Here is a 21,356-nt window from a genome sequence, read left to right on the forward strand (position 1 = left end):
GGGGAATGGGGATGAGGGAGATAGGGTGAATAGCCAATGCCCAATGCCCAATGCCCAATGCCCAATTATGATATGTCTATTTTTTCCTTTTTCTTTTTCAAAAAAGGAACGCGAATCAAATTGTAAGCACCCTTAGTGGATAAATTCTTGTAATCATCTGGCTGTAAGTCCATTTGCAGAAGCTTTTTCTGTTCAGCCAAAAGCAGTAGCGAAGGGGGCTTTAGTGCCTTACCTGCCTGGTTTTGAAGATGTTCTAGAGCCTCTTGGGGAAATCTGAAATAATTGACGTGAGTTTGACTATAAAACACTACGCTTGGCTTTTTAAACCCAAGCATGACCAGTTCTTCATTTGGTTGTTTGACCTGCTGTATGATTGCAGACAGTTGTCTTAAGGGTAATTGACGTTCCTGATCGATAAAAAACAAAGCGGGCGTCAGGAAAAAAATTAAAAACGCTACAAATCCCAGTACATTCATGGTGATAATATAGTCCCAGCGGCGACTCAGTAGTAACCCCGCAACCAAAACAGCACAAAGGAGCCAAATTACCCCACCAATGGCTGGTAAACCAGATTGTTTAATTAGTTCGTGGAAGTTAGTTATGGCTGGATCGCTACCTAATATATAGATGATGTTAAACAGCGCGGTTGCCAGAACTGATAAAAACACTACATTCACCCAACCACTCCAGAAGAGGAAAGACGCGGGGACGGGGAGACGCAAAGACGCGGGGAGTAATTTCTCCGTGTCCCCGTGTCCCCGTGTCCCCGCGTCTTCTTTGCGCGTACCCAAAAAAAGGTCGCTCCACAACAGCGCTACTAAAATTGCTGCTGCTGGCATTAGAGGCAATACATAGCTAGGGAGTTTGGTGACAGCAATGCTAAAAAAGCCAAAGATACCAGCAAACCAGAACCAGGCAAATAAACTCAATTGCTGAAAACGTTCAAGGGATCGCCAGTGCGATCGCTGCCAAAATTTCAGTCTGAATATAGCTACTGGTAAATACACTGAGTATGGTGCAAAGCCCAATAACACTATTACAAAGTAAAAATACCAAGGTGCTGAGTGACCATTAACTACTTCTGTAAAGCGTTCTAGGTTGTGATAACCAAAAAAGGCATTAATATAATTCCAGCCATTGCGCCAAATCACTAATGCATACCAGGGCACTGATAAACCAAAAATTATCAGTATACCTACGACGGGACGCATTTCCCACAATACCTCCCGCAATTTTCCCACATATAGCAAAAAGGCGAAAATAATTAGCCCTGGCAAGACGATTCCCACCGGCCCTTTAGTCAAAATTCCGGCAGCAATCAGAACATAACAACCTAAGTACCAGTTATTGGGGAATGGGGCATTAGTTATTCTTTCTCCCCCTGCTCCCCCTGCTTCCCCTGCTCCCCCAGCTCCCCCTGCATTCTTCCACCCTCCCATTGCGTACCCCACAAAGAAACACAAAAAAACTGATGCCATGCAGCCAGTAAGCAACATATCAGAGACACCGATTCTCGCCCAAATAATTGTTTCGCCATTGAGCGCCATGAGGGCTGCTGCTAAAAAAGATATTAAGTAGCGGCGAGTGGGACGTGAAACTTGCTCTAATTCGTCTTGTTTAGCCAAATACCACTGCACAGTGTAAAAAGCTAAACAAATTAAGCCAAATGCAGCGATCGCAGAAGGAAGGCGTACTGCCCACTCATTGACTCCAATAATTGCATAAGCGATCGCCTGACACCAGTAAATTAAAGCAGGTTTATCGAAACGAGTGTCACCATTGAAAAATGGGGTGATCCAATCACCTGTAATGAACATCTGGCGGGAAGCTTCTGCAAACAGCGGCTCTGTCTCATCAATCAAGCCAATGGTGCCCAAATTCCACCCAAAAGCTATCCAGCCAATCACCATCAACCACAAAATCGACCCCGTTACACCAAGGGTTGAATTCCTTCCCATTTTGTTGAACCACTGATTAACAGTGCCCTTAACACTCAATTTCATTCTCATTAGTCAATAGTCAACAATTACTAGTGAATAGTCGTTGGTTATTTATATTTTGTTCTTGTTCAAAAAAACAAGTGCTGAATAACTAATTGAGCAAAACTAATTATACGTGCTTAAGGGGAAGTTTGAAGGGGAGATGAGGGAGATGAGGGAGCAGGGGAGGCAGGGGAGGTAGGGGAGTAGGGGAGCAGAGGAGAGTTCAATGTGCCTTGTTCTTTCCCCTCTGCCCCTCTGCCCCCCTGCCCCTCTGCCTCTTCCAATGCCCCATGCCCAATGCCCCGTCAATTATGGACTCAGTACTAGTTGCCATTCTTTGGCTTGGGAATTCCACTTAGGTAGTTGAGTTTCTCCGACAACATAGGGACCCCAGTAACGACGGGAACCATCTTGTGCAAAGGCAACTAAAATATCTCCCTTCTCCAGTTTCAAATTATTCTGAGGTAAAGATAAAATTAGTCCTTTGTCACTGCCTTCTTGGGGAGCAAAATCCCAATGTGCCGGGACATCATAGTTAGTTTGTTTACCACCAGAGCCTTTTGCTACAGACTGTCGCGCCAGTAAGGCTAGCCGCACAGGCTGATCAGTTTGATTGCTCATCCGCAAAGTTCCTTGATCTTTGGTTTTGATAGCTGATTTATCACGATTTGCCAAGACAGGATAAGTATTCTCTCTAGTGGTATGTTCTACTTCTTTGCTTGGGTTCGTTGCTACAGTCGATAGGTTACTAGGAGAGATACTTTTTTCAGGTGAAATCGGTGTAGATGAAGTTGTGTCCCACTTAGAAGTCTCAGGTGGCTGCGAAGATGTATCTGGGTTTGTGGACTCAAAGGATACACTCACTCCCAAGCATCCCACCAAAGCAACAAGCAGTCCAAAGCAACAGGCTGTAACACCAAGGTGACGATACACTGAAGATTTCATATTGATTGATAGTTATTAGAAATAAATATTTGTTTAGGCTTGACCAAATAGTAGCCCACTATCATAAAATGCGATCGCAGAAAGTAGCCTAATATAGATTTTCCTCAAATTATTGTGAGGAATGTATGATAAATATCATTTGAAGTGACAAACATTTGAAGGAAATAATTCCTTTGATGTTTGATTAACAAGGGGTGTAGAGACAATTTCTTTGGTATTTTGTCCGTAAGTTCGCATAAACAAAATAAAATTAGATACTTAATCAGGAAATTCATTTGTATAAAACAATAAAAATTTAGTGAAACCGCTAGCGGTTTCAACAAAGCGTCCATTGCCAAACCTAGAAGAAATCTAGGCTGTATATTTCATCTTCCACTTGGAAAGGTTGCCTTTGAAGAGGCACTGTACTTCCCTGAAGATGATAAAATGTACGAAAAATTTGAATAAACACTGGCTTCCCAGTAGATATCTATAATATTAACAAACAAGCTGATGCTAAAACCAATTTTCTGGATTTGAATATTGATATATTTCAAGGTATGTTGACTTTTTCCCAAAAGTCCCTTTAATGCAAAACACACGTCTTAATAACTTGTTCAGTGCCATTGCTAGACAGTCGGGGCAATGGTTTCTAAATCCCTGGCGGCGACTATCGTTGCTGATAATTAGCTTTTTGTTCGGTTTTTTTCTGGGAAACGCAGTTTCTACCACAGCCGGTCAACGCGCAGAATTAGATATTGTGGCAGCTGGTTTTTTAGTACTGTTAACGGAAATTACTAGCAGAATATTTTACAGCCAGAGTTTTTTCACCAGGCGATCGCTCTTGGTAGATTCATTAAATCTTCTGAAAGTTGGCTTCACCTACAGCCTGTTTCTCGAAGCCTTTAAGTTGGGATCGTAGGATGGGGATGAGGGAGATGAGGGGGATGAGGGAGATGGGGAAGCAAGAAGCAAGAGAAGCGGCGTTAGCAGATGGGTTGAGGGCAAAGGCTTTTGGGATTACGCCGGAAAATGTAGATGAGGTGATAGAAAAGCGATCGCATTTACAAAAATCTGTCTTACCAGCTTTTAACGAGTTCTGCCAAACTACCCTCCAAATGGAACCCCAGGAAATGTTACAAGTTTTGTGGGATTTGTGGCTGCCTTTGGGGATCAAAATTGCATTGGGGCGTCAACAATTGGGACGCCCTCTGATTCAAGGAATATTGGGAGGACAAGGGACTGGGAAAACCACAATGTGCAAAGTTCTCAGCTTGATTCTCCATCAGTTGGGATACCGGACTGTGAGTTTGTCTTTGGATGACTTATATAAAACTTACAGCGATCGCTTACTCCTAACACAGCAAGATCCCCGCTTGATTTGGCGAGGGCCACCAGGAACCCACGATGTAGATTTGGGCTTAAATTTACTAGATCAAATCCGCCAATTGCAAAGCCCAGTGATGATTCCGCGTTTTGATAAATCGGCTTATGGAGGTGCTGGCGATCGCACTAATCCAGAAATCTTTACAAACATAGATATTCTACTATTTGAAGGTTGGTTTGTCGGTGTCCGACCAATTAACGCAGATTTATTTGATACTGCACCGCCGCCAATTCTCACAGATGAAGATAAAGCATTTGCCCGCGATATGAATGTTCGCCTCCACGATTACTTACCACTGTGGGAGCGATTAGACAGCTTAATTGTCCTGTATCCCACCGATTACCGCTGTTCTTTGGAGTGGCGCAAACAGGCAGAACAACAGATGATTGCTGCGGGTAAATCGGGGATGAGCAATGCAGAGATAGAGCAATTTGTCAATTATTTTTGGCGATCGCTTCACCCCGAATTATTCATCAAACCCTTAGTAAAAGATGCAACAGCGGTTGATTTAGTAATTGAGATTAATGGCGATCGGAGTATTGGTACAATAATTCGTAATTCGTAATTCGTAATTCGTAATTCTTGTAGAGACGCGATGAATCGCGTCTAACTCCTACGGATTTGACCCCGATTTAGAAGCATTACTAAACAACCAAGATAAAAGGTTAGCAACCGTAGCAGCCCCAAAAGAGAACAGTGCAATAATCGCATCACGAGGTAAAACACCATCTAACCAGCTACCCCGGATTCTCGAAACTGGAAAATCAGGATCTAGACCGATTTGAATCTCTTTGGTTTCTCCAGAAAACCGCGCTTCTATACCTTTTTTCGGGACAATTCCTAAATGCAGTATTTCTTGAATATTTAGATAAATATTAGCATTTTCTCCCATGAGAAACTGATTTTGTTTAACGTCCCTCTCCTGTTCTGCCATGCGGATTTTGCCTTCCACAATAGTAGAAATCTTTAAATCATCTCTGACATCTTTACCAGTTCTATCTATATCTAAAAATTGCAGATTTTCAGCTTTTATCTTTCCTCTAAACCATTGCTCAGATTCATATCTGGGAGGTTGAGCTACAGTAATATAAATACTGGCATCTTCCGTTAACTCTAAATTAACTTTATTATTTGGAGTTAAAGTAAATTCTAATGTTGTTTGATTATCTGATTGATTTGGTAATTTTAAATCTGGTAAATTGTAACCTTCTACTATAACTTTGATTGGTTGGTCGCCTAAATATAGGTCTATTGTATTTGGCTTGATTTTGGAGTTTAAATTAGAATTCGGTTGCAGAGAAAAAGCCAGTTGATTACGATAAAAGTCGTAACTGAGTCCAGTTACTTTTGTATTTGGTTGTAGCCGTAGTTCTTCAAGGCTGATTTCACTTGTGTTTTGAGGATTAACAGGGGTAATAATCCATCGACTATTGGGGTCTTTTAGCTGGATTTTTAAAGAGTCTAATTTATTAATTTCTGACAAAGTTTCACTTTGAAAGTTTCCTGTAAAAGTCAAGGTTTGTTTACCTTCATTTTCTAATTCTTTGATGCCGCGAATATTTTGGAGAAAAAGTTTAGATTCTTCTCCCTTATAAATAAAGCTAATTTTTTCAGCAACGATATTACCTTCAAATATATGAGTACCAGGTACAATAGCGGCAAAGGTGAGAACAGTAAAAAATAAAATTAACAGCAGCACCAAAAATGAATTTTGGTGATTTGCGATAGTTCGTAGTAAGCGTTTTAGTGCTGAAATAATGGCTAAAAACCCAGCAATGAGATATCTATTCAGAAAACTCAACCATTGGCGAATCTTGCTCAAATCAGGAAACTTTTGTTTGGCTTTTTGCCGGGATGCCATATTATTTTAACCAATTTGGGTTATGTTCAAATACAATTCGCCCTGGGATGCGATCGCTAGGTTCATTTCTGCGTTCAATAAAAGCAACGTAGCGCACTTCATAGCGCCCTGCTGGGGCATTGCGTCCATCCCAGGTAAAAATAGTTTCACCCTTTTTCGGGTTAGGCTGGGAAGTGCTGTACATCTCTTCTTGAGCTTTGGAGAGGATTTTAAAGCTAGTAAACTTGACTCGATCCTCGGAATAAAAGACGAATTCATACTTGCCAGAAGTTTGTCCCAGGATGACTGGAACATAGACAGGTTGGGAACCAAGGCTATAGGAAGCCAAAGCGCGGAGTTTGTTTGCTGGTATTTTAGCTTGCCTGAGAACGTAAGTATCCCAGCTAAAGCTGAAACGCGAACCATTGTTAGACAATAACAAATCATCTAATTGATAGTGATAATTATCATCTAATGATTTCACTTTTACATCAGGGTTTTGTCCACCATTTATTTGCGGAATTTGTAGCGTCACAGTTTTGCCGAAGCTGGCAAGGTTGCGAGTCGCAATGGAAATTAGGTTCAAGGTATTGCCGCTTATGGGTTCGAGTTTGACTCCTTCGCAGCGGCTGGGTGGTTTGCGGCGGATGTATTCAGTACTGCGGGGGTCTCCTTCTGGGCAAGAAGCAGCAGCAGAAAGATGGCTGGAGCTGAAGATTAATAGGCTGGCAAGAATAATTTTATAATTCATAGTTTTTAAGACGTTGTTTCAAACTAGTATCTTGTGATTTAAATCGAATTATTACCCGCCTTAATCCCCCCTTATAAAGCAGGGCTGTTTCATTCCATTTCAAACAAGATTTGTCAAGATGTAAGAAGAGAAAATTGTAAGTAAGGGTGACGATGAGATGAACATTTAAGCACTTAAATATCAGTAAAATAGTTCATTTTATCGGCACGCTGGTAACAAAATAACTAATTTTTAATTGCTAGAACCCTTGATTTTTAAAGCTCTTTGGGGAATGAAACAGCCCTGGGACTACAGGGGGGTTTTGTTATGTGCATCTTCATGGAGAATTGGTATTAGGGTGGGGTAAAAAATATTTGATACATCAATCATGACTTTTAAAACATCCTTTAACGAATATTCCAAGTGGACAATTGTTTTTGAATCTCAGACATGGGATAAGCGAAATCTCGGTCTTCACCTTTTCTTCTGGCAAAGACAATTCCTAAAAGTCGATTTTGCGAATCAATTACAGGACTGCCAGAATAACCAGGTTTGAGTAAAGCTTGAGATATTTCTAATTGCTGGTTTTGATAGCTGATTTGCCCTGATTCCATAGACCAAGATTTATCTTCACCTCTTTGAGCAGAATGACCGATAATCCGAATCGGCATTTTCGGAGTAATTGTAGTTGAGGAGTTGGATAAGGGCTGGATATCTTCTGGTAGATTACCGCTAACTTCCAAAACCGCTAAATCGAGTTGTTCGTCAACAGAAGTCATTTTGAACAGCTTGGCATCTCGCCGCATTCGCACTCGGTTCGGCGGTGGCGAACTGAAAAATTCCACTTGGATATTTTTACCCTGTTCGTAGCCGTCAAAAATGACATGACGATTAGTGAGGATTAATGTCCGGTTGTCTTCTCGCTTAATTACTACACCAGTGCCAATCTCTATTCCCTGGCGTTCGCGGTTAAAAAACTCAGCAGTGATGCGTACTACAGAACGCTTCACTAGTACAGTGGGATCATCTTTAGGCAACCATTGGCGATCATCGTCTATTCCCTTAGCTTGGGTATTGTCTTTCGTTTTCCATAACCGTCTTGCTTCTATATTGTTGTTACTGGCATAGACATAATTGGGGTCAATTTGTTCTGCTTCGTCAAAATGTTGAATGGCTTCTTTTAGTTTCTCTTGCTCTTGGAACCATAAACCCAAGCCATTATGAGCAAGAGTATGAGCGCTGGTTGGAGTTCCAGAATTGTCTTCTGGCAAATTTATGGCTTTTTGGTAGGCAGCAACTGCTGCATCTAATTTCTTCTGGTCTTTGAGGGCATTGCCGAGATTGCTGTAAGCATAAGCATCGTTGGGGTTGAGTTGAATTGCTTTTTGGTAAGCGGCAACTGCTGCATCTAATTTCTTCTGGTCTTTGAGGGCAATGCCGAGATTGTTGTAAGCAACATCAAACTTTGGGTTGAGTTGAATTGCTTTTTGGAAGGCGGCAACTGCGGCATCTAATTTGTTCTGCCCTAACAGGGCAATGCCGAGATTATAGTAAACAGTAGCTAAGTTTGGGTTGAGTTGAATTGCTTTTTGGAAGGCGGCAACTGCGGCATCTAATTTCTTCTGCTGTCTCAGGGTAATACCAAGATTGTTGTAAGCAATAGCGAAGTTAGGGTAGAGTTGAATTGCTTTTTGGAAGGCGGCAACTGCGGCATCTAATTTCTTCTGGTCATTGAGGGCATTGCCGAGATTGTAGTAAGCAGTAGCATCGTTGGGGTTGAGTTGAATTGCTTTTTGCAAGGCCGCAACTGCTGCATCTAATTTCTTCTGCTCTCTCAGGGCATTGCCGAGATTGTTGTAAGCAGTGGCATCGTTGGGGTTGAGTTGAATTGCTTTTTGCAAGGCCGCAACTGCTGCATCTAATTTCTTCTCGTCACTTAAGGCATTGCCGAGATTTTTGTAAGCACTAGCATAGTAGGGGTTGAGTTGAATTGCTTTTTGGAAGGCGGCAACTGCGGTATCTAATTTCTTCTGGTCACTTAGGGCAATGCTGAGATTATAGTAAGCAATAGCATAGTTGGGGTTGAGTTGAATTGCTTTTTGGTAGGCGGCAACTGCGGCATCTAATTTCTTTTGGTCATACAAGGCAATGCCGAGATTGTTGTAAGCAGTGGCATAGGTGGGGTTGAGTTGAATTGCTTTTTGGTAGGCGGCAACTGCGGCATCTAATTTCTTCTGGTCTTGAAAAATGTAGCCAAGAAGATTGTGAGTTTTGGCATCTTGCGAGTTGAGTTGAACGGATTTTTGACAAGCTGTTATTGCTTCATCAAGTTTGTTCTGGGAATTCAAAACATCACACAGCTTGAAGTAAGCAGTGGCATTATTTGGTTCAATTTGAATAATCCGGCGATATGTTGCCTCTGATTCTGGGTATTTACCCGCTTCTTGGGCAGCCTTGCCTTGTTGAAATAGCTGTTCAATCTTGTTTTCAGCAACTACAAGCTGGGGTGTGGTTGCCAGAGATAGAGTTAAAAATAAAGTAGTGAATATACGGTTGTGCATAATCATACTACAAGTATCTCAGATTGTATCAGGAGTTAGACGAAAATCGCTAAAAACCGCATGAATATTTAATAGATACTCGTGAATGAGTCTTTAATACTCGCTGGCGAGTCTTTGATACTCGTTCACGAGTCTTTAATACTCGTGAACGAGTCTTTGATACTCGCCGACGAGTCTTTAATACTCGTGAATGAACCTCAGAGCTTCGTCGATGAATATCCGAGGTTCGTCGCTGAATATCCCAGCTTCGTCGCTGAATATCTGAGGTTCGTCGATGAATATCTGAGGTTCGTCGATGAATATCTGAGGTTCGTCGATGAATATCTGAGGTTCGTCGCTGAATATCTGAACTTCGTCGCTGAATATCTGAGGTTCGTCGCTGAATATCTGAACTTCGTCGCTGAATATCTGAGGTTTGTCGCTTAAGTTAGTGACATTCCACCCTACAGATTGGCATTTTGCGATTACTTTCAAAGTCAGTCCAGTAGGGTGCGTTAGCGACAGCGTAACGCACCATTCTTAAGGCTTTGGTGCGTTACGGCTTACGCCTAACACACCCTACTGGCGTGTCAAGGCTAAAATAGTGCATTAGCTTGAATCTTGTGGGATGGGCGTCTCGCCCGTCCGGGGCGGGCAGGATGCCCACCCCACAAGAAATTTTATTGCAACATTTTAGCCTTGTCACGCCAGTAGGGTGCGTTATCGCGCTAGCGTAACGCACCGTCAATGATGTTCGGTGCGTTAGGACTTGCGTCCATAACGCACCCTACAAAATTACTCATAAATTGTTGCCTTAATACTTGCTTTTAAAGTTGACAAATTGCTTTTAAAATTTGTAGCAACTGACTTGAACGTTCTCTTTCCATTAAATTTAATTCTGGCAACAGATAATAAATAGGGGGATTTCCTTGTTCGATATAGATAAACTGATAACTTCTACCATTAGTCGTTAATCCCCAAACTGATTTTTGATTATCTAAATTTTTATAAGCGTATGTGAGTAGCTGAGATAAACCTGTTGAAATATCAATCTGACTATTTTTAGATTCAATTAACAATACCCAAAAATATGTTTGAGGTTTTGTATGTTTAGCTTTACTAATAGCTAGAATATCAAATCTTCCTTTAATTTTGATATCTTCATCTTCTACCTCAATATCAGCAATATTCTCCTCCAAAACAATCTCGATCGGATAGCGATAAAAACCAGCTAATCTTAGTAAAGGGGCAACTGCAAGAAACTTTACCTGACCCTCAGAAACTTTACCAATTGTCAGGTATCGATCAAAGTCATGCTGAATTTGTTTGAGTTCCTGCTGTTCTGTTTCCGTAAGAGGTTCCAGAGATAAGTAGTTAGAAAATGAGTCATTGTAATGTCTTTGAAAACCAAACAGACGATGAACTTCTTCTAAGGATAAATTCCGAGCGCTGAGAATTGTCATATATCTTTGCTTGATTCAGATACAACTCAATCCAAATTCCCTATATAAAACCTATCTTAACCATTCTCTGGTTGTTGAGAAATGATTTTTGAAAGTCCCTTAGCGCTTGACGGGATTCATCCAAGCTTCCAATCGGCTAAATGCTTGGGAAGAAAGTAGCGTCAAACATAAATAAACCACCGCTACACCCGCGTAAATTTCAAAGGCGCGATAGTTATCAGCAACAATTAGCTGTCCTTTGCGGAACAATTCTTCAAAACCAATCACTGCAACTAAGCTTGTATCTTTTAATAAACTGATAAACTCATTACCCAAGGGTGGAATCATGCGCCGGAAAGCTTGGGGAAAAATCACATAACTCATGGTTTGCACAGAACTCAAACCTAGTGATTGTGCTGCTTCACCTTGTCCTACTTCAATCGATTGAATTCCAGCACGTACAACTTCTGCAATATAAGCGGCGCTATTCAAACTTAAAGCAATGACTCCAGCGACTAGGCGATCAAAACTAAATGTCAAACCAAGTTCTTGCAAAATTGCCGGTAACCCAAAGTAAATCATAAAAATTTGCACTAGCAAAGGCGTTCCCCGGAAAAAATCTACATACGCCCTCGCTAACCAACGCAAAGGTGCAATATGAGAAAGGCGGATAATTCCAATCAAAGAACCGGCAATTAAACCAAATACTACCGAAAGTATCGTTAATTGCAACGTGACCAAAGCTCCCTGCAATAAAGTCGGAACAGCCTGTAAAATCACATTAATTGACGTAACTATTCCCGGAACAGCAGCGCTACTTTGATTCTCAAATGGTGATTTAGCTGGTAATAATGGCGGTTGGGTCTTAAACCATTTTTGGTAAATTTGGGAATAAGCGCCATTTTTCAATACCTTATCTAAACCATCATTGATTAATGCCAGATTCGGCGAATTTTTAGCAGTAGCAATTCCATAAAACTCTTCCGTCAGCAATTGCTGTACAACTTTAATTCCCTTCAAATTGCCTGTATTTATTGCATATAAAGTTACAGGTGCGTCATTAATTACCGCATCTACATTACCATTGAGTAATTCTTGTAAAGCTAGAGGTGCTGAATCAAAACTGCGAATTTGTACGCCAGGAACACTCTTAGCCTTTGCGGCACCAGTTGTGCCAATTTGGACTGCGATTTTTTGATTTTTGAGACTATCAAAGCCAGTAATATTTTGATTATCCGCGCGAATTGCGATCGCCAACCCCGCTTTAAAATAAGGACGGGAAAAAGAAATCGTCTTCGCCCTCTCCTCTGTAATCGTGATCGAACTAATGGCAGCATCTACCGTTTTGGCTTGGAGGGCTGGGATAATACCATCAAAAGGCAGACTTTGAAAATCAACTTTAAAGTTAGCAGCAGTGGCGATCGCATTCATCAAATCAATAGAAAAACCTTGCAACTCACCACCTTGTCCTTGAAACTCAAAAGGTGGAAACGCAGGTTCAGTAGCAACCCGCAGAGTTTTTCCTCCACTAGGGTTCACAGCACAGCCAGCCAGTAACAAACAACTAATACCAACAACCACACACCAACGCAGCCAACGCCCAAAACTAAATCCAGCCATACTCTTTCATTTCTTCCTTCGCGCTCTTCGCGTTCTTTGCGGTTCGTTCCAAATATTACAATCAACTTTAGAGCAGGACTTATGCAAAATTATCAAAAAAACATCCCATCCCTGCGGGACGCTCCGCGAACGTAGGTTAGCACAGCTGTGCTACCCGAAAAATGTACAAATAATTTGGGATAATTTATTTTTTGGAAGTCCCTAACAGAGGAACTGACACAGCCAATGAACAATTCCACCCCCGCAATTATTTTTGACAATATCGAAAAAAGCTTTGGTTCTCTCAAAGTCCTCAAAGGAATCACAGGCGAAATCAAGCGGGGAGAAGTCGTTGCAGTTATTGGTTCTTCCGGCTGTGGTAAAAGTACTCTCCTGCGCTGCTTTAACCGTTTGGAAACCATCAACAGCGGACGCTTGATAGTCAACGGTATCAACTTATCCCGACCCACTGTCAACTATAGCCAACTACGGGAACTGCGAACACAAGTAGGCATGGTTTTCCAACAGTTCAACCTGTTTCCCCATCTCAGCGTCTTGGAAAATATGACACTTGCACCGCGTAAAGTACTGGGTAAAACACCGAAAGAAAGCGCCCAACTAGCAGGTTTATATCTGGAAAAAGTTGGTTTATTTGACAAAGCCTCTGCTTATCCCGAACAACTTTCTGGCGGACAAAAGCAACGAGTAGCGATCGCCCGTAGTTTATGTATGAATCCCCAGATCATGCTATTCGATGAACCCACCAGCGCCCTAGATCCGGAACTCGTCGGTGAAGTTCTCCAAGTGATGCAGCAATTAGCCGCAGAAGGGATGACAATGGCGATCGTTACCCATGAAATGCAATTTGCTAAAGAAGTAGCCCATCAGGTGATTTTTTTAGATAAAGGTGTTGTGGCAGAACAAGGTTCAGCTTACGAAGTTCTCACCAATCCCCAAAGCGATCGCCTACGTACTTTCCTCAGTCGCCTTCAAATAATTCCTAATTCCTAATACTTGGTCTTTTAGACGCGATGAATCGCGTCTCTACATGAATGCTTTTATAAATATTCACGTAAGAAATCAAAGGGGTCATCCTCCCAACAAGGTTCAGGTATCAGCCAAAACAAATTAGTGTGGATGTCGGCTTCAATTTCATCACCATCATCTCTGTCAAATAGTTCTATTAAAGCTGTCCAATCACGCTCTCTCAGTGATGTTAAAGATGGGGTATATACCTGGAAATTATCTGAGTAATTCACGGGCAAATTTTGAATTTAGTGCTGTAAAAAAATAGCTTTATGGTTTATAAATAATTATTAGCTTTTATAAGCGCAATTTAAGAGTTACATTGATACGATTAACTATGATCATTATCATGAGTGTCTCACAACTTAAATGAGACTACTATAGTATTTCTTACATAATTACAAACTTAAATTTACTCAGACCGGAAAAATCCTTCGGGCTGGGACTCTACTATTTCTACGCCAAACACTTCTGCAAAGCACTCTGCTACATGAAAACGCACTTCTTGGCAGGTAATATTTGGAATCCATTCGGCTAAACTGCCTACAGGTTTATCAGAGATACCACAGGGTACAATGCGTTCAAAGCCTGTCATGTCTGGACAAACATTCAATGCAAAGCCATGCATGGTAATCCAACGGCTGACTTTAATGCCAATAGCCGCAACTTTTCGCCCTTGTAACCAAACACCAGTAAAAGCCGGAATTCTTTCTCCCTGCAATCCATAAACTGCTAATACGCGAATTATGACTTCTTCGAGTTGCCGTAAGTACCAGTGCAAGTCTTGACGATAACGTTGCAGATTTAAAATTGGATACCCCACCAGTTGACCAGGACAATGGTAAGTCACTTCGCCGCCCCGTTCCACCCGATGCACATTATACTGACTTTTGTCAATATCAAATTTGAGAAAATCTGAGTTGGCTCCTTGTCCCAAAGTGTAGACGGGTGGATGCTCTAGGAGAATTAACACGTCATCTAGACTGGGGTCATGGATGCGTTGAGTCAGGAGCGATCGCTGCCATGCATGAGCGTCTAAGTAAGGCATTAATCCTTGGTTATACAGCAAACAACGGTTTTGGTGTGGTTTATTACTATGGATCATGCCAAAAATCAACTGTAAAACGAACGAAATATATTTCAAGTTAGAGGACTGGAGTCAACAAATGTCAAGCTTTGCAAAGGAATTTAAAGGAAAGTCAAGGGAACATGCATTAGAAAATACAAAGTGCTAGCTTGAATATATAACCTTAATAGGTGTTGGGAGGAATTCTCTACAATCAGCATCAGGCCAAGAGAATAGAAATGAATGTACTGGCTGATGACTCTAATAACATTGTTTGCATTTCAAACAAAATCGACTTCCACAAAACTTGTGTTCTTGATCAACAGCAAGCAAACCTCAACCGGACGTACAAGGAGCAACTATCAAAAGTTCTGTAAGCCTTGCTTTAAAAGAGAAAGTAGTCACAGCTGCTACTGTTAAGATATCTTCATCAAAGAGTTCTAAGTCGATATCCAATTGGATATCAGCGCAGAGATGGGGAAGTAAATCAAGGATATACTTGGAAAAAACTCAGATGCAGCTAGCTCAGAGACAGCACAGCAGCAGTAAATGATAAAAGTTCACAATTTGTTTTGGCGGGAGTGATATACCTTACCGCAACTTCTTTTCATACAAAGCAAATTCACACATCCAAATATTCAGCGGGAGAGTTTACATGAAGCTTGTCATCCACGGCAAAAATATTGAAATCACCGATGCAATTCGTGAGTATGTACATCAAAAAATTGAAAAAGCAGTTAGTCACTTTCAGAGCATTACAAATGAAGTGGATGTGCATCTTAGCGTAGCCCGTAATCCCCGAATTAATCCTAGACAAGCGGCTGAAGTAACTATTTATGCCAATGGCAGCGTGATCCGTGCGGAGGAAAGCAGCGAAAATTTATACGCCAGCATTGACTTAGTGGCAGATAAAATTGCCCGTCAACTGCGGAAATACAAAGAACGGCGTCAAGATCACAAAACTCATGCCCAACCAACAGAAGAAGTTGTTGCAGAGTCAGTAGTAGTGACAGATTTGATTGGCGATCGCACTCCCGAACTACCCAGCGAAGTCGTCCGCACGAAATATTTTTCCATGCCTCCGATGACCCTTGCAGAAGCCTTGGAACAGCTGCAACTCGTAGGACACGACTTTTATATGTTCCGAAATGCTGAAACAGGCGAGATAAATGTCATTTATGAACGTAACCACGGCGGTTATGGCGTAATTCAACCCCGCAATGGTAACGGTCATACCAACGGCAAGAATGGCAAGTCATCTCACGCGAATGTTGTGATGGCGGAAAAGTCGCATTTGAGTAAATGAAGGGAGTAGGGAGTGGGGAGTAGGGAGTAGGGGGGATGAGGGAGTGTGGGGAGATTATAAAAAAGCTTCCCACCCCTCCCACACTCCCAGTCCCCATTCCCCATTCCCCACTCCCCATCCCCTATTTCACAAGCTGTTGCAGCGTTTTTAGCGCTTCCTCAACGTGACCTTTAAAGTTAAACATTGAATCAAATACGTATTGCACAACTCCCTGTTGGTCAATGACGTAGGTAACGCGACCAGGGAATAAGCCAAAGGCGGCTGTTGCGCCATATAGCTTTCGTACTTGGTCGCCTTTGTCGGTTAACAGAGTAAAAGGTAGATTATACTTGGCAGCAAATCGCTGGTGGGATTCAGTGGAGTCACCACTCACGCCGAGAACTTCAGCACCAGTGCTTTTAAAAACTTCATACTGATCGCGAAAGGCGCAGGATTCAGCTGTACAACCTGGTGTGTCATCTTTGGGGTAAAAATATAAAACAACAGCTTTTTTGCCCCGAAAATCTTGCAGGCTAACTGTTGAGCCATTTTGAGCAGGTAGACTGAAATTAGGAGCGGTATCTCCAACTTTGACTGACATAGCAAGTAGTGGTAGTTAGTTAACAAAATTTTACCTTGTATACAAGTCTATAAATTTTGCTTGATTACCTGCATCAGGCGGGGTACTTTAGATACTCATCAAAGAAAAAATTCCGCTTATGCGCCTGACTTCACTGGATGTTTTTCGCGGTATTACCATCGCTGCGATGATTCTCGTCAATATGATGGGAGTTGCAGACGATGTGTATCCTCCCTTCGCCCACGCTAATTGGCACGGCTGTACACCAACTGACTTGGTATTTCCTTTTTTTCTCTTCATTATCGGTGTAGCGATGACTTTTTCTCTGTCGAAGTACACCGAAGATAATAAGCCAAACTCAGCTGTTTACTGGCGGATATTGCGCCGCGCCGCCATTCTCTTTGTTTTGGGATTAGTACTAAATGGCTTTTGGAATCAAGGTGTTTGGACTTTTGATTTAGGTAGCATCCGGTTGATGGGGGTGTTGCAACGCATCAGCATTACCTATCTGCTGGCTTCTTTAATAGTTCTCAACTTGCCGCGCAAAGGGCAATGGATACTAGCAGCAGTGCTACTCGTCGGCTACTGGCTAACGATGATGTATCTACCAGTACCCGATTATGGGGCGGGAGTTCTGACGCGGGAAGGTAATTTCGGTGCTTATGTTGATCGGCTGATTATTCCGAAAGCACATTTATATAAAGGTGATGGTTTCAAGTTTATGGGAGATCCAGAGGGACTTTTCAGTAGCATTCCTGCAATAGTTAATGTCCTCGCTGGCTACTTCACTGGGCAATGGATACGCAGCCAGCCTGTACAGTCGCGCACAAGTATCGGGTTAGGATTATTTGGAGTCGGTTGTTTAATTATTGGTTGGGCGTGGGGGTGGACATTCCCCATTAATAAAAAATTGTGGACAAGTTCTTATGTGGTTTTTACAACAGGTTGGGCATTGTTGTTGCTAGCAGCTTGTTATGAACTCATCGAAGTACGGCTGATACGTCGCTGGGGTAAACCTTTTGAAATTATGGGCTTAAATGCGATCGCTCTTTTCGTTGCATCTGTTTTATTGATTAAAATCTTAGTCAAAACCACTATTGGTACAGGAGAAAACGCTCCTAGTACCTACAATTGGATTTACCAGAATTTTTTTGCATCTTGGGCAGGGGTGCTGAATGGTTCCCTGTTTTTTGGCATAGTTACAGTGTTGTTGTGGTGGGTTGTTGGTGTTGTGATGTATCGCCAACGCTGGTTTTTGAAAGTGTAAATTTGTAGAGACGCGATTCATCGCGTCTCCACCCAAGGATATGTTGCAATCATTCGCCTTGAAGGGAAGGGAGGCGTCTGTGGAATTCAAGTTAACCTACGTCATCGTGGGCGAAACGGTTAAACAGGAAGTCCAGGGCATAGTTACGCAGTTGATAATATTGTGGATCTTCCATGATGCGGGCGCGATCGCGGGGACGAGAAAAAGGTATTTCCATGACTTCGCCAATCTTTGCATGTGGGCCGTTGGTCATCATCACCAATTTATCTGCTAAAAATAGCGCCTCATCGATGTCGTGGGTAATCATCAACACTGTGCAGCGGTTTTCATTCCAAATTTTCAGGAGCTCTTCTTGTAACTCTTCTTTGGTGATGGCATCCAACGCCCCAAAAGGTTCGTCTAAAATTAAGACTTTGGGGCGAATCGCCAAAGCGCGGGCGATGGAAACTCTTTGTCTCATACCACCGGACATTTGCATTGGTTTCTTTTCCATTGCGTCAGCCAGTCCCACCATTGCTAAATGATCGCGGACGATCGCTCTTTTTTCAGCTTGTGGTTTATTGGGATAAACGGCGTTCACAGCTAAGTAAATATTTTCAAAAGCAGTCCGCCACGGTAACAAGGCATAGTTTTGGAAGACAACCATTCTGTCTGGGCCTGGTTTGGTAATGGGCTGTCCTTCTAGTAATACTTGCCCAGAGGTGGGAAAGTTAAAACCGGATACCATATTTAACAGCGTAGATTTACCACAGCCAGAGTGACCGATGACACAAATAAATTCGCCTTGTTCGACGTTGAGGTTAACGCCATCGAGTACGGTGAAAGGGCCTTTTTTTGTGGGATAGACTTTGGTAACGTCTTTGATTTGTAGGAAGGGCTGGCGGGTGCGGGCTGTATTTTCTAGTGGGTTTCTGATGTCGGTAATTGTTGAGTTACGGTTTTGCATGGTGATTTGGGGATTGGGTATTGGGTATTGGGGACTGGGGACTCCTGGCGGCGAACTGTTAAAGTTTAAAAGCTCGTTAATGGAGTTTAAAGGCTCAACGTTCAAGCAAAAAGGTGCAACTTCCGAGTTCAGAGGCTCAACGTTCAAGCAAAAAGGTGCAACTTCCGAGTTCAAAGGCTCAACGTTCAAGCAAAAAGGTGCAACTTCCGAGTTCAAAGGCTCAACGTTCAAGCAAAAAGGTGCAACTTCCAAGTTCAGAGGCTCAACGTTCAAGCAAAAAGGTGCAACTTCCGAGTTCAAAAGCTCAACGTTCGAGTCAAAAGGTGCAACTTCCGAGTTCAGAGGCTCAACCTTCGAGTAAAAAGGTGCAACTTCCAAGTTCAGAGGCTCAACCTTCGAGTCAAAAGGTGCAACTTCCGAGTTCAGAGGCTCAACGTTCGAGTCAAAAGATTCATAGGTGATGTCCTATTTCTTCCACTTCCTCTTTCTCTCACGATTCTTTTATGAGGCGAGTTTTCTTCTCGGTGCATCAAGAACAACTTCGGCGACTGAAAAATCACGTTTAATTTTCAAACTGTTGAGATAGGCAATTGGATCGTCGGCGTTAAAGGGAGTACCATCAAAGAGTTTGATGGGTTGGCGAATATAGCTAATATCTAAGCCTAATTCCCGTGCTGCGGTACTGAAAACACGCACTCGACACACGCGTTCCACAACTTCCACCCAATTCCTGGGAAAGGGAGTGTCACCCCAACGCGCTAATTGACTCATAATCCAAATTTGTTCGGTGCGACTGGGGCGATTAATGGCAGACTCGGAATAAAACTGGTGATGGGCATAGTCTCGCAGGGGATGGTTCAAGTCACAAGTCAGACTATCTGGATCTTCAAGTTGAATGTATTCTAAATCAGTGCTGACATACTCTCGCCCTGCTAAAATTTGCCGAATTTCTTGGGCATTGTCGGGGTTTGCACAGTATTGACAAGCTTCTAGCAAGGCTTTGGTCAAGGCGATGTGGCTATTTGGGTAAGTTTCTGCCCACTCTTCCCGCACTCCCAGAACTTTACCGGGGTGTCCTAGCCAAACTTCCAAGTCGGTGGCGATGGTAAAGCCAACACCTTCCACGGCGGCGCGGTAGTTCCAAGGTTCGCCAACGCAGTAACCATCAATGCTTCCGGCTTGCAAGTCGGCTACCATTTGGGCTGGGGGAATGGTCTTCATGTCCACGTCGGTGTCGGGGTCTATGCCACCAGCAGCCAGCCAGTAACGTAGGAGTAAGTTGTGCATAGATGCGGGATGCACTACTCCCATTGTGTGTCTTTGATCGCGGGTGCCAAGGAGGTATCTTTTGAAGTCTGATAAGCTTTGCACGCCTTGGTCATAAAAGCGTTTTGCTAAGGTGATGGCGTTACCGTTGCGGGTCATGGTGAGGGCGGTGACAACAGGCAAAGGTTGGTTGTTGTGTCCTCCCAATGTTAGCCACATGGGCATCCCTGAAGGCATTTGAGCCGCATCCAAATAACCGCCAGTCATGCCATCAACTATACCCCGCCAACTACTTTCCCGCACTAGGTGAACTTCATCTAAACCATGCTTGACAAAGAAGCCTTTTTCTTTAGCAACTGCTAAGGGGGCGCAAGCGGTGAGAGGTAAAAAGCCAATTTCTAAGTTAACTTTTTCTAACCCATGACGGGCAATGTCGGCTGTTTTTCTGGCGCGAAGTTTCTTAATCCGTTTTTGCTGATTGAGGAAGTAAATCATCTCACTCCGCAAGCTGTAGTAGCTGGGATGTTCTACAACTTCCATGCGCTTGCGGGGTCTGGGGATATCTACTTCGAGAATGTCCCCAATTTTAGATTCGGGGCCGTTGGTCAGCATCACAATTCTGTCAGATAACAGCACCGCTTCATCTACATCATGGGTGACCATGACGGCAGTGACTTCATTTTCTTCGCAAATTTGCATGAGTTGTTCTTGCAAATTACCGCGAGTCAGTGCATCCAAAGCGCCAAAGGGTTCGTCTAGCAGTAATAACTTGGGGCGAATCGCTAAAGCGCGGGCGATCGCCACACGCTGTTTTTGTCCCCCAGATAACATTCCCGGCTGTTTGTCAGCGTGGGGACGCAAACCCACCATATCGATATGTTTTTCGATAATCGCGTTGCGTTCAGCTGCGGGTAAACCCTTCATTACTGAATCTACCGCCAAGGCAATATTTTCTCTGACTGTCCGCCAAGGTAATAGGGAATAATTTTGAAAAACCACCATCCTATCCGGGCCTGGTTTGCTGATTCTTTGTCCTTCTAAGGTGACAATACCTTCACTGGGCAAATCCAAACCTGCAATCATATTTAATAAGGTGGATTTGCCGCAGCCGGAGTGACCAATTAAAGAAACAAATTCTCCTTTTTTAATTTGCAGATCAATTCCTTTGAGGGCAATATATTTACCACCACCGGTTAATTCAAAAACTTTGTCAATTTGATCGACAGCAACAAATGTAGACATGGCAGTTTCAAAATTTGTAATTTGCTCAGAAGATTTAGAACAGATAAAAAAGAAATACCAGACAAAAAGCAGCTTTTCAATAATTACGAATTACGAATTACGAATTACGAATTAATAATAGCTGCCGGATTTACGGTATTCGAGGGCGGTTAAGCCATCGTTTTCTAAGACTTCACCTTTATCGATTACGGCATAAATTAACCATCTGTCACCACATTTCATTTGATTTTGTAC

At 42.6% G+C, this 21,356-nt stretch carries 18 protein-coding genes; 6 read left to right on the top strand and 12 right to left on the bottom strand.

Annotated elements, in window-relative coordinates:
* Nucleotides 1-65 precede the first annotated feature (65 nt).
* Nucleotides 66-2,009: an ArnT family glycosyltransferase gene (locus IQ276_RS22065; RefSeq protein WP_235115869.1), complete on the bottom strand. Its 1,944-nt coding sequence runs from the start codon at nucleotides 2,007-2,009 to the stop codon at nucleotides 66-68.
* A 282-nt stretch (nucleotides 2,010-2,291) separates the two neighbouring features.
* A complete protein-coding gene (locus IQ276_RS22070; RefSeq protein WP_193917303.1) occupies nucleotides 2,292-2,927 on the bottom strand; it encodes a hypothetical protein in 636 nt (211 codons plus the stop codon).
* Nucleotides 2,928-3,495: 568 nt separating this feature from the next.
* On the opposite strand from IQ276_RS22070, the gene IQ276_RS22075 reads away from it, so the two are divergent.
* Both IQ276_RS22075 and IQ276_RS22080 read left to right on the top strand, forming a co-directional pair.
* Complete coding sequence (locus tag IQ276_RS22075; RefSeq protein WP_190878434.1) at nucleotides 3,496-3,828, top strand: DUF565 domain-containing protein; 333 nt, start codon at nucleotides 3,496-3,498, stop codon at nucleotides 3,826-3,828.
* Between the two features lie 34 nt (nucleotides 3,829-3,862).
* The gene (locus IQ276_RS22080) at nucleotides 3,863-4,858 is read left to right on the top strand and encodes a glycerate kinase (RefSeq protein ID WP_373690586.1); all 996 of its coding nucleotides are present in this window, start codon (nucleotides 3,863-3,865) and stop codon (nucleotides 4,856-4,858) included.
* Nucleotides 4,859-4,906: 48 nt separating this feature from the next.
* Here IQ276_RS22080 and IQ276_RS22085 read toward each other — a convergent pair whose 3' ends face one another.
* From IQ276_RS22085 to IQ276_RS22095, 3 genes are all read right to left on the bottom strand, one after another.
* Entirely contained in the window at nucleotides 4,907-6,154 is a 1,248-nt protein-coding gene (locus tag IQ276_RS22085; protein ID WP_193917307.1) for a hypothetical protein, read from the bottom strand.
* Between the two features lies 1 nt (nucleotide 6,155).
* Entirely contained in the window at nucleotides 6,156-6,884 is a 729-nt protein-coding gene (locus IQ276_RS22090; RefSeq protein WP_193917309.1) for a hypothetical protein, read from the bottom strand.
* A 386-nt stretch (nucleotides 6,885-7,270) separates the two neighbouring features.
* Nucleotides 7,271-9,424, bottom strand: a complete 2,154-nt coding sequence (locus IQ276_RS22095; protein WP_235115870.1) for a tetratricopeptide repeat protein — start codon at nucleotides 9,422-9,424, stop codon at nucleotides 7,271-7,273.
* Between the two features lie 81 nt (nucleotides 9,425-9,505).
* Between IQ276_RS22095 and IQ276_RS22100 the strand changes: the two genes are divergently transcribed.
* Nucleotides 9,506-9,850, top strand: coding sequence for a hypothetical protein (locus IQ276_RS22100; protein ID WP_235115871.1), 345 nt, complete (start codon nucleotides 9,506-9,508; stop codon nucleotides 9,848-9,850).
* A 380-nt stretch (nucleotides 9,851-10,230) separates the two neighbouring features.
* Here the strand turns inward: IQ276_RS22100 and IQ276_RS22105 are convergent, their stop codons facing one another.
* Together IQ276_RS22105 and IQ276_RS22110 are read right to left on the bottom strand one after the other, a co-directional pair.
* A complete protein-coding gene (locus IQ276_RS22105) occupies nucleotides 10,231-10,866 on the bottom strand; it encodes a restriction endonuclease subunit R (RefSeq protein ID WP_193917315.1) in 636 nt (211 codons plus the stop codon).
* A 99-nt stretch (nucleotides 10,867-10,965) separates the two neighbouring features.
* A complete protein-coding gene (locus tag IQ276_RS22110; RefSeq protein WP_193917317.1) occupies nucleotides 10,966-12,465 on the bottom strand; it encodes an ABC transporter permease subunit in 1,500 nt (499 codons plus the stop codon).
* Nucleotides 12,466-12,690: 225 nt separating this feature from the next.
* Between IQ276_RS22110 and IQ276_RS22115 the strand changes: the two genes are divergently transcribed.
* Nucleotides 12,691-13,455, top strand: a complete 765-nt coding sequence (locus IQ276_RS22115) for an amino acid ABC transporter ATP-binding protein (protein WP_193917319.1) — start codon at nucleotides 12,691-12,693, stop codon at nucleotides 13,453-13,455.
* Nucleotides 13,456-13,502: 47 nt separating this feature from the next.
* On the opposite strand, the gene IQ276_RS22120 is transcribed toward IQ276_RS22115, so the two are convergent.
* Both IQ276_RS22120 and lipB read right to left on the bottom strand, forming a co-directional pair.
* Nucleotides 13,503-13,703 carry a hypothetical protein gene (locus tag IQ276_RS22120; protein WP_190878444.1) on the bottom strand — a complete coding sequence of 67 codons (201 nt, stop codon included), beginning with the start codon at nucleotides 13,701-13,703 and terminating at the stop codon, nucleotides 13,503-13,505.
* A 179-nt stretch (nucleotides 13,704-13,882) separates the two neighbouring features.
* Nucleotides 13,883-14,575 carry a lipoyl(octanoyl) transferase LipB gene (gene lipB / locus IQ276_RS22125; RefSeq protein WP_193917321.1) on the bottom strand — a complete coding sequence of 231 codons (693 nt, stop codon included), beginning with the start codon at nucleotides 14,573-14,575 and terminating at the stop codon, nucleotides 13,883-13,885.
* 616 nt (nucleotides 14,576-15,191) lie between these two features.
* On the opposite strand from lipB, the gene hpf reads away from it, so the two are divergent.
* Nucleotides 15,192-15,842 (top strand): ribosome hibernation-promoting factor, HPF/YfiA family, encoded by a 651-nt coding sequence (gene hpf, locus IQ276_RS22130; RefSeq protein WP_193917323.1) that lies wholly within the window; start codon nucleotides 15,192-15,194, stop codon nucleotides 15,840-15,842.
* Nucleotides 15,843-15,963: 121 nt separating this feature from the next.
* Here hpf and IQ276_RS22135 read toward each other — a convergent pair whose 3' ends face one another.
* Nucleotides 15,964-16,422 (bottom strand): peroxiredoxin, encoded by a 459-nt coding sequence (locus IQ276_RS22135; RefSeq protein ID WP_235115872.1) that lies wholly within the window; start codon nucleotides 16,420-16,422, stop codon nucleotides 15,964-15,966.
* Between the two features lie 118 nt (nucleotides 16,423-16,540).
* Here IQ276_RS22135 and IQ276_RS22140 point away from each other — a divergent pair, with 118 nt between their 5' ends.
* Nucleotides 16,541-17,668: an acyltransferase family protein gene (locus IQ276_RS22140; protein WP_193925100.1), complete on the top strand. Its 1,128-nt coding sequence runs from the start codon at nucleotides 16,541-16,543 to the stop codon at nucleotides 17,666-17,668.
* Nucleotides 17,669-17,759: 91 nt separating this feature from the next.
* Here the strand turns inward: IQ276_RS22140 and IQ276_RS22145 are convergent, their stop codons facing one another.
* On the bottom strand, nucleotides 17,760-18,614 hold the full coding sequence (locus tag IQ276_RS22145; RefSeq protein WP_190876157.1) for a nitrate ABC transporter ATP-binding protein: 855 nt from the start codon (nucleotides 18,612-18,614) through the stop codon (nucleotides 17,760-17,762).
* A 501-nt stretch (nucleotides 18,615-19,115) separates the two neighbouring features.
* Nucleotides 19,116-21,122: an ABC transporter ATP-binding/substrate-binding protein gene (locus IQ276_RS22150; RefSeq protein WP_235115873.1), complete on the bottom strand. Its 2,007-nt coding sequence runs from the start codon at nucleotides 21,120-21,122 to the stop codon at nucleotides 19,116-19,118.
* Nucleotides 21,123-21,356 lie beyond the last annotated feature (234 nt).

Source organism: Desmonostoc muscorum LEGE 12446 (genome assembly GCF_015207005.2).
GTDB lineage: Bacteria > Cyanobacteriota > Cyanobacteriia > Cyanobacteriales > Nostocaceae > Nostoc > Nostoc muscorum.